The sequence below is a fragment of the Nakamurella sp. genome (genome assembly GCF_044224575.1).
Lineage (GTDB): Bacteria > Actinomycetota > Actinomycetes > Mycobacteriales > Nakamurellaceae > Nakamurella.
Map to the genome: position 1 here is coordinate 1 of NZ_JBGAKE010000042.1, position 14,963 is coordinate 14,963.

The window sequence follows — 14,963 nt, forward strand, 5'->3', positions numbered from 1 at the left end:
GACCGGCGCGGTGACCACCAGAGTCGCGCCGGTCGCGGCCGCCGGTTCGGGCTCATCGACGACGGCCGGGTTCGGCAGGTCCTTGAAGCCCAGGGTCATGGTCAGGGTGAAAGCGATCGCGATCGCCACGGCGCAGCCGATCAGCTGGAGCGTGAAGTTGCCGATGTTCAGGGTGGAGGTCAGGGTGATGGCTCCCGGGATGACGAAGCCCTCGGCCGCGGACCCGCCGAACGCCGCGATGCCGCCGCCGACGGCGCCGCCGATCAGTGAGTAGATGAACGGCTTCTTCAGGCGCAACACGACGCCGTAGATGGCGGGTTCGGTGATGCCGGCCAGGAACGCGGAGATGGTGGCCGGTCCGGCGATCCGCTTCAGGTCGTGGTTGCGGGTCTTGATCCACACCGCCACGGTGGCCCCGGAGATGGCCAGCACCGCCGGGAACAGCGCGCCGGTCAGCACGGAGTAGCCCTGGGTGGACAGGTCCTGGATCATCACCGGCACGAAACCCCAGTGCAGGCCGAAGATGACGAGCAACTCCCAGGTTCCGCCCAGGATGAACCCGCCCAGCGCCGGCGACAGGTCCCACAACCAGTTGACGCCGTCGGACAGCGCCTCGCCGAGGTAGTATGAAGCGGGGCCGACGGCCAGGAAGGTGACCGGCACGACGATCGCGACGGCCAGCATCGGCACCGCGAAGTTCCGCACGGTCTCCGGGATGACCCGGGTCAGCCCCCGCTCGACCAGTGACAGGATCCACACCGCGACGATGGTCGGGATCACCGCGGACAGGTAGCTGACCATGACCACCGGGATGCCCAGGAAGGTCAGCGAGCCGCCGCCGTCGGCGAACGCCTTGAGCGTCGTCGTGACGCCGTCGGCGCCCGGGATGACGGCGACGGTGGCCGAGTAGACCAGCGCGCCGACCACCGCGAGAGCGGTGAACGGGTTGGCCTTGAACTTCTTCGCCGCGGTGACGGCCAGCAGGAACGGCAGGAATTGGAAGGCTGCGTCGCCGGCGGCGAAGAGCACCGCGTAGGTCGACGTGGTGGCGAATTCGGGGGCGATCTTGACGCCGACCGCCAGCAGGGCCTTGAGCAGGCCGGTGCCGGCCAGCACCCACAGCAGGGGGGTGAAGATGCTGGTGATCAGGTCGATGAACCGGGCCAACGGGCCGCCGGACGCGGCGCCCGAGCTGGACACGTTCGACCGGGCCGTCATCGCCTCGTACACGTTGTTGACGGTGTTGCCGATGACGACCTGGAACTGGCCGCCGGCTTCAACCACCGTGATCACGCCGGAAGTTGCTTCCACCGCGGCCTTGTCGGCCTTGGCCGGGTCGTTGAGCTGGAACCGCAGACGGGTGGCGCAGTGCGTCACCGTCTTGACGTTCGACTCGCCGCCGACCCCGGTCAGGATCGCGTCGGCGAGGGTGTCGTACTTGCTGGCGGTGGCCATGATTCCTCCTTCGGAAATTCATGTCGGTCCGCAGCAAGGGGCATGCCCGCGACAACAAAAAAACCCGGGCCGGTCCGGCGACCGCACTCAGTCGAGTGCACGCGGAACGAGCCCGGGTTTTGCCTGCTGTGCAGTAACAATCCCAAGTCTTTGGGGAAATCAGTTGACTTCCGGTTGTGACGATAAGCCGTCGAGGTGGGTGCTGTCCAGCGTGCGCGCCGTCACACCGTGAAGGACACCGAGGCGGCCGGGTGGCCCTCGGCGGTGACCGTCGGATCCTCGTACGTCAGCGTCCACGCGCCGGTGGCCGGTGCGTCGACGACGAAGACCAGGTTGCTGTGGTCGCCCTGGACGACGGTGCCGGGATAGATGGCCTCGCAGCAGTACCAGGTGCGCTGCGAGTCGGGGGCGATCGTGACGCCCGCGGCGTCGGTCAGCGTGAAGTACTCGACGCTGGAGTAGTACCCGGAGGCGCGGCAGTCGGCGGCGCAGGTCACCTTGATCAGCAGGTCGATGGTCACCTTTCCCGCCTCGCCGGACAGGTAGCTCGGCGCGAGGTCGCCGCCGAGCAGCTCGACCGTCACCGAGCTTTGCGCCAGGGCGCCACCGGCGGCCAGCGAACGGGGCTCGACGCTGTCCACCTTCGCCCCCTGGGCCAGCGGGATGACCGTCCGGTTGTCGCCCTTCTCGCCGTAGACCAGCACCACCGAGTCGATCGCCTTCTTCAGGTCGACGGCCTCGTCGTCGTTCTGTGCGGGGACGGCGACGAACAGTGTGCCTTCGGCGGTGGCGCCGCTCGGGATGTCGTTCTGCGGCAGGTCACCGGAGGTGGTGGCCACCGACCCGTCCACCTCGGCCGACATCGCGTAGGGGATCCGCGCGGTCTCCCGGCCGATGTTGGTGAAGCGCAGCGCCAACTCGACCTCGGCGCCCTTGAACGATTCGCGGGCCGTTGCCTGCTCGACCGTGATCGCGAATCCGGCGTACCAGCCGGTCTTGTCGACGGTGAGGGTGACGGGTGGCGGCTCGGGAGCGGTGGTCGCGGTGGCGGTGGTCGGGGAGGTGGCGGTCGTCGCACGGTCGGCGGTGGGGGCGGCTTTCGCCGCGTCGCTGACGATCGACTCGATCGACCGGGCTACGTCGGCGCCGGTGGCGCTACCGCCGACCGTGCCGCCACAGGCGGCAAGGGTGCCGGCCAGCACGGCCACGCCGAGCGCGGTGGACAGTCGTCGGGCGGCGCTGATGTTCCTCACGATCGTTCCTTTCACCGGGGTCGTCTGATCCGGATCCGGATCGACGGCCGGTTGATACGGCCGGGGCATCACCTGTCGAGACGACGGCTGGTACCGGTCGAGCGGACGGGTAGGGTGCGATGGTCCGGCTGCCGATCACGGGAGTGACCGCCATGACCGAAGTCCCTCGCCCCGGACCGCCACCCAGAGTCGTGTTTCGCGGACCGTCCCCGGCCGTGCGCCGGTTCCTGGCCACCGAGTCGGCCGGTTCGGTGTTCCTGCTCGTCGGCACGGTGCTCGCCCTCGTCTGGGCGAACTCGCCCTGGTCGGCGGCGTACGCCGAGTTCTGGCACCTGCCCGTCGGTTTCGGCGTCGGTCCGATCGAGTTCGAGATGTCCCTGCAGCATTGGGTGAACGACGCGGCGATGGCCGTGTTCTTCTGCGTCATCGGGTTGGAGATCACCCGGGAGATCGCGCAGGGCGACCTGCGGGACCGGCGCACCGTGATCGTGCCGACCATCGGTGCCGTCGGCGGCCTGCTGGTGCCCATCGCGATCTACCTGTTGATGAACCCGTCGGGGGAGGCGGCGCGCGGCTGGGGCGTCGTCATGTCCACCGACACGGCCTTCGTGCTCGGCATTCTCGCCCTGTTCGGGCCGCGGTGCCCGGACCGCATCCGGGTGTTCCTGCTCACCCTGGCCATCGCCGACGACATCGGTGCGATCACCCTGATGGCGATCTTCTACTCGGACGACCCGTCCCTGGCCGCCCTCGGCCTGTCCGCGGTGCTGGTGCTGGTCCTGCTGGCCCTGCGTTGGATCGGGGTCTGGCGGCTGTACCCCTACGTGCTGGTCGGCATCGCGCTGTGGTTCGCCGTGTACCAGTCCGGGGTGCACGCCACCCTGGCCGGCGTCGCGGTCGGCCTGATCATCCCGGCCATGCCGCCGGCGCAGTCGGTGATCGACCGCAGCGCCGCCTACAACCGGGCGCTGCGCGAGTCACCGACGGCCGAACGGGCCCGGCTCGCCGTCCTCGCCGCGGAGTCCACCATCCCGGCGAACGACCGGCTGGAGCGGTCGTTGCACCCGTGGACGGCTTACGTGATCGTCCCACTCTTCGCCTTCGCCAATGCCGGGGTGGCGCTCGATCCGGCCGCGCTGGGCACGGCGTTCGCCTCGTCGGTCACCTGGGGCGTGGCCGTCGCGCTGGTGGTGGGCAACACGGTGGGCATCACCGGCGCGTCACTGCTGGTGCTGCGCCTGGGTTGGGGCGTGCTGCCCGGTGGTGTCCGCTACTCGCACCTGCTGGCCGCCTCGATGCTGGCCGGGATCGGCTTCACCATCTCGCTGTTCATCGCCGAACTGGCGTTCACCGATGCCGCGATCATGGAACAGGCCAAGATCGGCATCCTGGCCGGCTCGCTGATCGCCGCGGTGCTGGGTTCGACCACACTGCGGGTGCTCGGCAACCGGTTCCCGATGTGCTCGCCGGGCACGGGGGAGTCCACCCTGTCGCTGCCGCCGCGGCCGTGGCGGGCTCCGCAGCCGGTGGTGGCGCCGAGCGGCTGACCGAGGACCCGGGCAGCCCACGCCGGACAACCGGTGCCGTGCGGCTGCCCGGTCGAGGTCTCACCGACACCGTCACATCGGGCGCGCACGTGCGAGCGGGAACAGCGCGCGGGGCCCGATGGCGGTCACCGGATAATGGCGGCATGACGGACCCGGTCATCGAAGCAGTGAGCGCCCTGGCGGCTCTGGACGGCGACGTGCCCCGTGCGGACGGTCTGGTCGACCACGTGCGCGGCGCCCTGGACGCGCCGGTGACGCTGATCGAGTACGGCGACTTCGAGTGCCCGTACTGCGCGGCGGCCAAGCCGGTGCTCGACGAAGTCGTGGCCGGGTCCGACGGCGGCGTCCGGCTGATCTTCCGCAACTTCCCGCTGTTCGAGCTGCACCCGTACGCGTTGACCGCGGCGCTCGCGGCGGAGGCAGCCGCCGCGCAAGGGGCCTTCTGGCGCATGCACGACATCCTGTTCGCGCACCAGACGCGATTGTCCGACTGGGATCTGGCCAAGTACGCGACCAAGCTCGGCCTGGACGGGGCAACGGTGATCGGCGACCTGGCCCAGCCCTACGGCGACAAGGTCGAGGCCGACTTCGCGTTGGCCGTCGGCAGCGGGGTGCAGGGCACGCCGACGGTCTTCATCAACGACCGGCTGTACGAGGGCCGGTTCGACGTGGCCGGCCTTCGCCGGGCGGTGGCGCAGGCGGGCGGCTGATCGATCCGGCCCGGGCGCAGCCAACTCCGGTCGGGCGAACGGAACTCCCGATCGAGCGGAAGTCGGGTTCACCCGACGGGAGTTGCCGGGCGTCAGGGCCGGCCGGGCGCGGGCGCGATTGCTCAGGTCTCGCAGGCGACGCCGTCGTTGTCGCGGTCCAGGGCCGACCGGTAGCCTGGCTCACCCGCGTACAGCGGCGCGGCCCCGGCGGCCTTGGCCTCCGAACAGTTCTTGTAGTAGCTGCTGGCCGGCGGTGAGGCCACCAACGGCTGCGGCGCCGGTGCCGGGTCCGCCCGCGGAACCTGGATGTCGGCATCCGCGCCGACTCCGGCTCCGACCCCGGCGCCCGCTCCGGCATCGGCCGGGGCCGCGGTGGTGGTGACGGTGCTGGTGACCGGGGCGGCGGTCACCGTGCTGGTCACGGTCACCGCCGGCGGCGTCGCGGTGGTGGTCGCGGTCCGGACCGCGGTCTGGGTGGTGGTGACGGTCACGGTGGCCGGCGGAGGATCGGCCGCCTCGGCCGTCCCGCCGCAGCCGGCGAGCAGCAGGCAGGCCAGAGCTGCGGCCGGGACGAGAAACGGTGCCATGGTGCGACGGTGCACGAAAATACTTCCCCTGTGATCGAGTCCCCCGACTCCATTGGTATCGGCTCGAACTGTAACCCATTCGGCCAGTTGGACCGGAAGCTCAGTCACACATTGTTATCTGGCGACGGCATTCGAGCGGGGTCTGATCATCCGCCCAGCCCTCGGTAGGCCCGGACGGCCAGCGGCACGAAGACCGCGGTGATCAGCACCGGCCAGCCGATGGCCAGCGGCAGCGCGTGCTCGTTCACCCAGGTCGCCGCGGTCCAGGTGGGGTTACCGAACAACTCCCGGGTGGCGGTCGCCGTGGCCGACAGCGGATTCCACGAGGCGACCGCGCCGAGCCAGCCGGGCATGGTCGCCGGATCGACGAAGATGTTGGACAGCATGCTGACCGGCCAGACCAGGATCTGCACGGCGGCCACCGTCTCCGGGCCGGGTGCCACCAGCCCCACGAAGATCCCGACCCAGAGCAGGGCGAACCGCAGGGCCAGCAACAGGCCCACCGCGGTCAGGGCGGCCGCCGCGCCGTCCTGCCACCGCCAGCCGAGCGCCAGTCCGGTGGACATCAGGACGAGCAGGCCCAGCACGGAATAGATCATGTCGGCCAGGCACCGGCCGAGCACCACCGCGGCCGGATGGATCGGCAGCGAGCGGAACCGGTCGGTCACGCCGCGGCTCGCGTCGGTGTTGACGCCGGTCATCGTCGTCTCCAGGCCGAACAACATGGCCATGACGAAGATGCCCGGCATCAGGAACGAGTAGTAGTCGGCGCCCGGTCCCGCGATCGCCCCGCCGAACAGCGCGCCGAACATCAGGGTGACCAGGACCGGGAACAGCAACCCGACCGCGAACGCGCCTGGCTGCGCCCGCCAGTGCCAGAACTGGCGGCGGGTGATGGTCCAGGCGTCGCCGAGCACGGACTCCGATGGACGGACCCGGGCGTGGTCGGGGGTGCGGGTCGTCATCGGGTGCCTCCCGGGACGCCGGTCGAGCCAACGGAATCGGCGGTCGCGCCGGTGATGTGCAGGAACACCTCGTCGAGGGTGGGGCGGCGGACGGTCAGGTCCAGCGGATCGAGGCCGGCGTCGGCCAGCGCGGCGGATACGGTGACGAGCGCCCGAGTCCGATCGGTGACCGGGACGGCGAGCAAACCGCCCCGGCCGACCGGTTCGCCTATCCGGGCGGCGACATCCCACAGGCGCGGCAGATCAGCCGGGTCGGCCGGGGTGATCTCCAACCAGTCGCCGCCCACCAGGGCCTTCAGTTCGTCCGGCGAGCCCGCGGCGGCGACCCGTCCGCCGGTCAGCATGGTGATCCGGTCGGCCAGGGCGTCGGCCTCCTCCAGATACTGGGTGGTCAGCAGCACCGTCGTGCCCGCGTCGACCAGATCCTGGACCGCCGACCAGACGTCCCGACGCGCCTGGGGGTCGAGCCCGGTGGTCGGCTCGTCGACGAACAGCACCACGGGGTCCACGACCAGGGCAGCGGCCAGATCGAGCCGGCGACGCATGCCCCCCGAGTAGTTCGACACCTTCCGGTCCGCGGCCTCGGCGAGGCCGAACCGTTCGAGCAGTGCGGCAGTCCGGCCGGCCGGTCGGGGCAGGTGGTTCAGCCGGCCGACCATCAGCAGGTTCTGCCGGCCGGTGAGCACCTCGTCGACCGCCGCGGATTGACCGACCAGACCGATGTGCCGGCGAACCGCCCGGCCCTGGGTGCGGACGTCGTAACCGGCTACCCGCGCGCTGCCGGAGTCCGCGCGCAGCAGCGTGGTCAGGATGCGAACCGCGGTGGTCTTGCCCGCCCCGTTGGGCCCGAGCAGCGCGTGCACGGTGCCCCGCTCGACCCGCAGGTCGATGCCGTTCAGGCCGACCCCGTTGGGGGTCCCGGGGTAGTGCTTGCGCAGATCCTGCACATCGATGGCGGGTTCGGGCACGGTGCCTCCACTGATCACATTCCACTTGTACGCTGTACGACTCGTACACTGTACAAGTCAGTCCGAGCGGATGCAAGCGTGGCGGGTGCCGGTCGTGCCGGTCGGCTCGCCGGGCGGGGCGACGGGGCGGCGCGCCGGCCTGGGGTTGCGCCGCCGGTGCATTCGGCGCGGTCCGCGACCGGCGCCGCGGGACAATGGACCGGTGCCCGAGACGACCGAGCAGCCCGACAGGACCGACCGGAAGTCGGCGACGGTCGACCCGGTCCGCACCCTGGAACTGCTCTGGGGCCCGCAAGACCGGCCCAGCCGTTCCGGTCTGACCGCACGGGCCATCGCGGCGGCGGCCATCGAACTGGCCGGGACCGGCGGGATCGATGCCGTCTCGATGCGGTCGGTGGCCGACCGGCTCGGCGCTGCGACCATGTCGCTCTACACCCACGTCCCGGGCAAGCCGGCCCTGGTCGAGCTGATGATCGACACCGTCAACGGCGAGGTGTACGCCGACCCCGACGAGCCGGCGCGGCAACCGGATTGGCGGGCCGCGCTGCGGCTCATCGCCCGTCGCAACTGGGAGCTGTACGCGCGGCACCCGTGGCTGCTGCAGATTCCCCAGGGCCGCCCTGTGCTGGGCCCGAACATCAACCGCAAGTACGAGGCCGAGCTTCATCCGCTGGACGGGATCGGTCTGACCGACCCGGAGATGGACGCCGTGCTGACGACGGTGCTGGTGCACGTGCAGGGTATGGCGCGCTGGCAGGCCGCGCTGACCGCCGACCGGTCCGGTAGCGGCGAGGACGACGAGCAGTGGTGGCGGGAGATCGAGCCGGCCCTGGCGGCGGTGATGGATCGCGCGGCCTTCCCGGTCTCCGGCCGGGTGGGTCGCGCGGTGGGGGAGCAGCTCAACAGCGCCGGGGATCCGGCCGCGTCACTCGACTTCGGGCTGGACCGGATCCTCGACGGGGTCGAGCGGCTCCTGGCGCGGTGACCTTCCGATCGTCGACCGATGACCGTCCGATCGCTCGCCACCGGGCCGGCGTGACACCCTGTTCGCCATGACGACGATCGCCATCCTCGGCGCGGGCAAGATCGGTGAGGCCATGCTGGCCGGGCTCATCGCGGCCGGCCGCAGCCCTGATTCGCTGATGTTCACCGAGCGCTACCCGGACCGGGTCACGGAGCTGACGCAGCGGTACGGCGTCCGCGGTGTGGAGACCGAGGAGGCGGCCAGGCTGGCCGACGTGCTGATCGTGGCGGTCAAGCCGCAGGACATCGATCCGCTGCTGCGGACGCTGGCCGGCGCCATCACCCCGGGCACCCTGGTCGTCTCGCTCTGCGCCGGGCTCCCGACGTCGTTGTACGAGCGGCACCTGCCCGCCGGGACGCCGGTGGTGCGGGTCATGCCGAACACGCCGATGCTGGTCGGCGAGGCGATGAGCGCCATCTCGGCGGGCTCGCACGCCGAACCGGAGCACCTGCAACTGGTCGAGGACCTGCTGTCCACGGTGGGCAAGGTTGTCCGGGTGCCGGAGGCACAGCAGGACGCCGTCACCGCGCTGTCCGGCTCCGGACCGGCCTATTTCTTCTTCCTGGTGGAGGCGATGATCGACGCAGGCATCCTGCTCGGCCTGCCGCGCGCGGTGTCCACGGAGTTGATCATCCAGTCCGCGGTCGGCGCGGCCACCATGTTGCGCGACTCCGGGGAACACCCGGTGGCCCTGCGGGAGGCCGTGACCTCGCCCGGCGGCACGACGATCGCCGCCATCCGGGAACTGGAGAACCACCGGGTGCGGGCCGCGCTGCTCACCGCGATCGAGGCGGCGGCGCTGCGCTCGGCCGAGCTGGGCAAGGCGCACGACGCGACCTGACCGCCGTCATCGCCGAGCCGGCGAGACCTCCGTCCGACGATCGATGCCGCCCCGATTCGCCCGGAGCCGCAGCGTCACCGGCGGCGGGGCGCGGGACCGGCGCTCAACCGACTGATGCGACGAGTGCCTCGAGAGCGCGGCGCGTGTTGTGCGGGCCCAGCGCGCGCTCGCGCCGCAAAACCTGCCAGGTGCGGACGTCCAGGATCGCGATCAGCTGGGCGAGCCGCAGCTCGCGATCGTCGCCCAGCCGGGTCGCGAACACCTCCTCGATCCACCGGACGTGCACCGCGCGACCCTGCCGGGCGAGGTCGGCGAGCGCGGGCACCAGGACCGCATCGGCCTCGAACCGGGCGATCAGATCGCCGTCCCGCTCGTAGTACTCGCACAGCGCGGCCACCGCGGTCGCCGGGTCGGCGAAGGCCGGCTGCTCCCGCGCCGCGGCGATCCGCTGCACCTCGCGCTGCGCGGTGGCGGCCAGCAGTTGGTCCTTGGTTCCGTAGCGGCGAATCGCCGTTTGCACGGTGACCCCGGCATCCCGCGCCACATCGTCGAGCCGGAGCGCGGGGTAGCTGGTCGTGCGGAAGCGCGCCAGCATCGCGTCGATCAGCCGGTCAGCCGTGTCCTGGGCCGACGCCGCGCGCGCCGTCATCTGATAGCGTCGCGTTTTCATGTAAGTGAGACTAACACGAAAATGGAGGAGGCTCGGTGACCATCACACCCGGCACGACGACCACCGCCTTACGAACCCGGCTCGGCCGGCTGCATGCCCGGATCACGGGCGATGGGCCGACCGTCGTTGCGTGGCCGTCCATGTTTGTCGACGGCCACACCTTCGACCGGATGATCCCGGCGCTGACCCGCGATCGCCGGCTCGTCGTCGTCGACGGCCCGGGCCTGGGGCTGAGCGATCCCCTCACCCGGCGCAGCACGATCGCCGAGGCCGCCGAGGCCGCCATGGAGGTGATCGCCGCGCTGGACGCCGGTCCCGTCGACTGGATCGGCAATGCGTTCGGCGGCCACGTCGGGCTCAAGCTCGCCCAGCGCGAGGGAGCCCTGCGCAGCCTGGTGGCGGTGAGCGCGCCGACCGAGCCCATCGACGACGCGCTGCGCCGGCAGATCCGGCTGCTGCTGCCGATCGTCCGCGCGATCGGCGCGCGCGGCCCCATTCCGGGTGCGGTGCGCCGGGCCATGTTGACCGACGACTCCGCGGCCCGGCCGGACATCCGCGCCGTGCTCGATGCATCGCTTGCCCGGCCGACGCGACGCAGCCTGGCCCTCGCTATCGGTTCCTTCATCCTCGATCGCGCCGACGTCACCGGCGAGCTCGCCCGGATCCGGGTGCCCAGCCTGTTCGTCGCCTCCGACGACCGCGGCGACTGGAGTCCGGAGGCGGCCCGGGCCGCCGCTGCCCGAACGCCGTTGGCCCGCGCGGTGACCATCCCCGGTGCCCGAACACTGATCCCACTCGAACAGCCGGACCGCCTGGTCGCAGCCGTCGCGGAGTTCTGGACCGCGGGTCGTTGACAGCGCTGCCGGCCGCCGCCCGGCCATCGAGATCGGGGCACGGCCGGGTGCCGAATCGAAAAGCGAGGAAATCGGGCCGATCGGACAAATTGATCCGGGGGTTCGAACGAATGCCGGAGATGGGTCTTGACCTGCACATTTTACCGACCTCACGACGCCATTCGAAGAATGTGAGGTAATTGCCGGGCGACCGGGCCCTCGCCAGGCCGGAAATATCGGGGTAACTTCATCCGGCGAGGGACTTTCGGCCCTGTGGGCGATCGGGTGCGGGTGATGTGGTTCGGTCGTCCCGGCCGATTGTCGGGGCCCACCGCCGCCGAGGAGCCACCGATGACCCAGCTGTGCCCGGACCGACAAGACCGGGGGTTGCTGCCGTGAACACCGTCCGACCGCCCCAGCCACCACCGGCCGTGGTGAGCCAAATGGCCGGGCAGGGTAGAAATCTCGCCCTGGCCACCTGGACCTTTGCGATCAACTTCTGGGCCTGGAACCTCATCGGGCCGCTGTCCACTCCGTACGCCACCGCGATGTCGCTGACCAGCTCGCAGACCGCGCTGCTGGTGGCCACGCCGATCCTGGTCGGATCGCTCGGCCGGATACCGGTCGGCGCGTTGACCGACCGCTACGGCGGCCGGATGATGTTCATGATCGTCTCGGTCGTGTCGATCGTGCCGGTCCTGCTGGTCGCCTTTGCCGGGTCCATCGATTCCTATGTTCTCCTGCTGATTTTCGGCTTCTTCCTCGGGATTGCCGGCACCGCCTTTGCCGTCGGGATCCCGTTCGTCAATGCGTGGTATGCGCCGGCCCGCCGGGGTTTTGCTACCGGGGTTTTCGGTGCGGGCATGGGCGGCACGGCCCTGTCGGCGTTCTTCACCCCACGTTTCGTGACGTGGTTCGGTTACGTCCCCGCGCATCTGATCATCGCCGCGGCGTTGGCCGGCACCGCGCTGCTGGTCATGGTCGCGATGAAGGACTCGCCGAGCTGGAAACCCAATACCGCACCGGTGATCCCCAAGCTCAAGGCGGCCGGCAAGCTGGCCATCACCTGGCAGATGGCGTTCCTGTACGCGGTCTGCTTCGGCGGGTTCGTCGCCTTCAGTACGTACCTGCCGACCTACCTCAAGACCATCTACGACTTCTCGGCCACCGACGCGGGGGCCCGCACCGCCGGTTTCGCGCTGGCCGCGGTCGTCGCCCGGCCGATCGGCGGGATCCTGTCCGATCGGGTCGGTCCCAAGGTGATCGTGCTGATCTCGCTGATCGGGTCCGGAGTGCTGGCCGCCGTCGAAATCACGCAGCCGGCGGCGGAACTGCCGGCCGGGGCCTCGTTCATCGCGTTGGCCTTCTTCCTGGGCATCGGCACCGGCGGGGTCTTCGCCTGGGTGGCCCGGTCCGCGCCCCCGGAGAAGGTGGGCACGGTCACCGGCATCGTCGGCGCCGCCGGAGGTCTGGGTGGCTACTTCCCGCCGCTGGTGATGGGGGCAACCTACAACGCGACCGAGAAGAACTACACCGTCGGTCTTCTGCTGCTCGTGGCCACCTGCCTGGTGGCGGCGATCGTCACCGCCTGGCGGTTGCACGTGCGGCCGGCCGGCGAGCCGACCGGAGGATCGAATTGAGCACCGGAATCGATGGTCCTGTCGCCGATCTGCTGCTGCGCAGCGGTCGCTTCTTCACCAAGGGTGAGGTGTCCGCCGACCGGCGGACGATCAGCAAGACCGGGGGACGCGAGGGCGACGTCTTCTACCGGGACCGCTGGAGCCACGACAAGGTGGTCCGCTCCACCCACGGGGTGAACTGCACCGGCTCCTGCTCGTGGAAGGTGTACGTCAAGGACGGCATCATCACCTGGGAGACCCAGGAGACCGACTATCCGAGCGTCGGTCCCGATCGGCCGGAGTACGAGCCGCGGGGCTGCCCGCGGGGCGCCGCCTTCTCCTGGTACACCTACTCGCCGACCCGCGTGCGCTACCCGTACGCCCGCGGCGTGCTGGTGCAGATGTACCGGGAGGCCCGGACCCGCCTGGGCGACCCGGTGCTGGCCTGGGCCGAGATCCAGGACGACCCGGAGCGCCGCCGCCGCTACCAGCAGGCCCGCGGCAAAGGCGGCCTGATCCGGGTGACCTGGGAGGAGGCGAGCGAGATGATCGCCGCCGCCCACGTGCACACCATCAAGCGCTACGGGCCCGACCGGATCGCCGGCTTCTCGCCCATCCCGGCCATGTCCATGGTCTCGCACGCCGCCGGCTCCCGGTTCGTGGAGCTGATGGGCGGGGCGATGACCTCGTTCTACGATTGGTACGCCGACCTGCCGGTGGCCTCGCCGCAGGTGTTCGGCGATCAGACCGACGTGCCCGAGTCCGGGGACTGGTGGGACGCCTCCTATCTGATGCTGTGGGGCTCGAACGTGCCGGTGACCCGGACCCCGGATGCGCACTGGATGGCCGAGGTTCGCTACCGCGGCACCAAGGTCGTGACGGTCAGCCCCGACTACGCCGACAACACCAAGTTCGCCGACGAGTGGATGCCCTGCGCGGCCGGCACCGACGGCGCGCTGGGCATGGCCATGGGCCACGTGATCCTGCGCGAGTTCCTGGTCGAGAAGCGCACCCCGTTCTTCGTCGACTACGTTCAGCAGTACACCGATCTGCCGTTCCTGATCGCCCTGGAGGAACGGGACGGCGCCTATGTGCCCGGCAAGAACCTGACCGCCGCGGATCTCGGCGACGAGGGTGAGGGCGCGGCGTTCAAACCGGTGTTGGTGGACGGTCGCACCGGAGAGGTTGTGACGCCCAACGGTTCCCTCGGCTTCCGGTACACCGAATCCGGGGTGGGCAAATGGAACCTGGACCTGGCCGGCGTCGTTCCGCAGCTCACCGTCCTCGCCGACTCCGGCGATGCGGTGCCGGTGCTGCTCACCCGCTTCGACACGCCGGACGGCCGGGCCGCCGTGCTCACCCGGGGAGTGCCGGTGCGCCGGGTGGGGGAGCGGCTGTGCTGCACGGTGTTCGACCTGATGCTGGCCCAGTACGGCGTGCACCGAACCGGTCTGCCCGGCAGCTGGCCGGCCGGGTACGACGACGCCGCCGAGCCGTACACCCCGGCCTGGCAGGAGCCGATCACCGGGGTCTCCGCGGCCCAGGCCATCCGGGTGGCCCGCGAGTTCGCCCGCAACGCCGAGGAATCCGGCGGCCGGTCCATGATCATCATGGGCGCGGGGATCTGCCAGTGGTTCCACGGCGATGCCACCTACCGGGCCATTCTGGCGATGCTGATCCTGACCGGGTCGATGGGCCGCAACGGCGGCGGCTGGGCGCACTATGTCGGTCAGGAGAAGTGCCGGCCGATCACCGGCTGGGCCACGATGGCGATGGCCTCGGACTGGGTGCGCCCGCCGCGGCAGATGATCGGCACCGGGTACTGGTACGCGCATACCGACCAGTGGCGCTACGACGGCTACCGGGCCGACGCGCTGGCCTCGCCGCTGGGCCGCGGCCGGTTCGCCGGGATGCACACCATGGATGTGCTGGCCGCGTCCGTGGCCATGGGCTGGATGCCGTTCTTCCCCCAGTTCGACCGCAACAGCCTGGAGCTGGCCGACGAGGCGGCGGCCGCCGGGGTGCCGGCGCCGCAGTACGTCGCCGAGCAGCTCGCCGCCGGCCGGCTCAAGCTGGCCGTCACCGACCCCGACGACCCGGGCAACTGGCCGCGGGTGCTGACCGCCTGGCGGGCCAACCTGCTCGGCTCGTCCAGCAAGGGCAACGAGTACTTCCTGCGGCACCTGCTGGGCACCACCTCCAACCTGCGGGCCGACCTGACGCCGGAGCAGCTGCGCCCGCGGGACGTCACCTGGGTCGATGACACGCCCGCGGGCAAGTTGGACCTGATGCTCTCGCTGGACTTCCGGATGACCTCGACCACGCTGCTCTCCGATGTGGTGCTGCCGGCCGCCACCTGGTACGAGAAGGCCGACCTGTCCTCCACCGACATGCACCCGTACGTGCACGCGTTCAGCCCGGCCATCGACCCGCCGTGGGAGACCCGGTCGGACTTCGACGCGTTCCACACCATCGCCCGGGTCTTCTCCCG

The 14,963-nt window shown here is 70.6% G+C and carries 13 protein-coding genes; 7 read left to right on the forward strand and 6 right to left on the reverse strand.

Annotated features, from left to right (window positions below):
- A partial coding sequence (locus ACILSK_RS25035) for a PTS transporter subunit EIIC (RefSeq protein ID WP_395729910.1) occupies positions 1–1,455 on the reverse strand: 1,455 nt, incomplete at its 3' end.
- Between the two features lie 221 nt (positions 1,456–1,676).
- Positions 1,677–2,708 (reverse strand): hypothetical protein, encoded by a 1,032-nt coding sequence (locus tag ACILSK_RS25040; protein ID WP_395729911.1) that lies wholly within the window; start codon positions 2,706–2,708, stop codon positions 1,677–1,679.
- A 152-nt stretch (positions 2,709–2,860) separates the two neighbouring features.
- Between ACILSK_RS25040 and nhaA the strand changes: the two genes are divergently transcribed.
- Together nhaA and ACILSK_RS25050 are read left to right on the forward strand one after the other, a co-directional pair.
- Positions 2,861–4,255 (forward strand): Na+/H+ antiporter NhaA, encoded by a 1,395-nt coding sequence (gene nhaA, locus ACILSK_RS25045; RefSeq protein WP_395729912.1) that lies wholly within the window; start codon positions 2,861–2,863, stop codon positions 4,253–4,255.
- A gap of 143 nt (positions 4,256–4,398) precedes the next feature.
- Positions 4,399–4,965, forward strand: coding sequence for a DsbA family protein (locus ACILSK_RS25050; RefSeq protein ID WP_395729913.1), 567 nt, complete (start codon positions 4,399–4,401; stop codon positions 4,963–4,965).
- 122 nt (positions 4,966–5,087) lie between these two features.
- On the opposite strand, the gene ACILSK_RS25055 is transcribed toward ACILSK_RS25050, so the two are convergent.
- The 3 genes from ACILSK_RS25055 to ACILSK_RS25065 all read right to left on the reverse strand — a co-directional run bounded on the left by ACILSK_RS25055 (position 5,088) and on the right by ACILSK_RS25065 (position 7,485).
- Positions 5,088–5,552 (reverse strand): excalibur calcium-binding domain-containing protein, encoded by a 465-nt coding sequence (locus ACILSK_RS25055; RefSeq protein WP_395729914.1) that lies wholly within the window; start codon positions 5,550–5,552, stop codon positions 5,088–5,090.
- Between the two features lie 146 nt (positions 5,553–5,698).
- Positions 5,699–6,517 carry an ABC transporter permease gene (locus tag ACILSK_RS25060; protein ID WP_395729915.1) on the reverse strand — a complete coding sequence of 273 codons (819 nt, stop codon included), beginning with the start codon at positions 6,515–6,517 and terminating at the stop codon, positions 5,699–5,701.
- A complete protein-coding gene (locus ACILSK_RS25065) occupies positions 6,514–7,485 on the reverse strand; it encodes an ATP-binding cassette domain-containing protein (RefSeq protein WP_395729916.1) in 972 nt (323 codons plus the stop codon). The genes ACILSK_RS25060 and ACILSK_RS25065 overlap by 4 nt, the downstream gene beginning before the upstream one ends.
- A 202-nt stretch (positions 7,486–7,687) precedes the next feature.
- Between ACILSK_RS25065 and ACILSK_RS25070 the strand changes: the two genes are divergently transcribed.
- Both ACILSK_RS25070 and proC read left to right on the forward strand, forming a co-directional pair.
- The gene (locus ACILSK_RS25070; protein ID WP_395729917.1) at positions 7,688–8,470 is read left to right on the forward strand and encodes a TetR/AcrR family transcriptional regulator; all 783 of its coding nucleotides are present in this window, start codon (positions 7,688–7,690) and stop codon (positions 8,468–8,470) included.
- 67 nt (positions 8,471–8,537) lie between these two features.
- Positions 8,538–9,350, forward strand: a complete 813-nt coding sequence (gene proC / locus ACILSK_RS25075; RefSeq protein ID WP_395729918.1) for a pyrroline-5-carboxylate reductase — start codon at positions 8,538–8,540, stop codon at positions 9,348–9,350.
- 103 nt (positions 9,351–9,453) lie between these two features.
- Here the strand turns inward: proC and ACILSK_RS25080 are convergent, their stop codons facing one another.
- Entirely contained in the window at positions 9,454–10,020 is a 567-nt protein-coding gene (locus ACILSK_RS25080; RefSeq protein WP_395729919.1) for a TetR/AcrR family transcriptional regulator, read from the reverse strand.
- 35 nt (positions 10,021–10,055) lie between these two features.
- Here ACILSK_RS25080 and ACILSK_RS25085 point away from each other — a divergent pair, with 35 nt between their 5' ends.
- From ACILSK_RS25085 to ACILSK_RS25095, 3 genes are all read left to right on the forward strand, one after another.
- Positions 10,056–10,874, forward strand: a complete 819-nt coding sequence (locus ACILSK_RS25085) for an alpha/beta fold hydrolase (RefSeq protein WP_395729920.1) — start codon at positions 10,056–10,058, stop codon at positions 10,872–10,874.
- A 422-nt stretch (positions 10,875–11,296) separates the two neighbouring features.
- The gene (locus tag ACILSK_RS25090) at positions 11,297–12,493 is read left to right on the forward strand and encodes an MFS transporter (protein ID WP_395729921.1); all 1,197 of its coding nucleotides are present in this window, start codon (positions 11,297–11,299) and stop codon (positions 12,491–12,493) included.
- A partial coding sequence (locus ACILSK_RS25095) for a nitrate reductase subunit alpha (protein ID WP_395729922.1) occupies positions 12,490–14,963 on the forward strand: 2,474 nt, incomplete at its 3' end. The genes ACILSK_RS25090 and ACILSK_RS25095, both read left to right, overlap by 4 nt.

Bases quoted from the DNA above. Each gene is read 5' to 3' on its own strand.
- nhaA (WP_395729912.1), top strand. From the start codon at position 2,861: ATGACCGAAGTCCCTCGCCCCGGACCGCCACCCAGAGTCGTGTTTCGC.
- ACILSK_RS25050 (WP_395729913.1), top strand. From the start codon at position 4,399: ATGACGGACCCGGTCATCGAAGCAGTGAGCGCCCTGGCGGCTCTGGAC.
- ACILSK_RS25055 (WP_395729914.1), bottom strand. From the start codon at position 5,552: ATGGCACCGTTTCTCGTCCCGGCCGCAGCTCTGGCCTGCCTGCTGCTC.
- ACILSK_RS25060 (WP_395729915.1), bottom strand. From the start codon at position 6,517: ATGACGACCCGCACCCCCGACCACGCCCGGGTCCGTCCATCGGAGTCC.
- proC (WP_395729918.1), top strand. From the start codon at position 8,538: ATGACGACGATCGCCATCCTCGGCGCGGGCAAGATCGGTGAGGCCATG.
- ACILSK_RS25080 (WP_395729919.1), bottom strand. From the start codon at position 10,020: ATGAAAACGCGACGCTATCAGATGACGGCGCGCGCGGCGTCGGCCCAG.
- ACILSK_RS25090 (WP_395729921.1), top strand. From the start codon at position 11,297: ATGGCCGGGCAGGGTAGAAATCTCGCCCTGGCCACCTGGACCTTTGCG.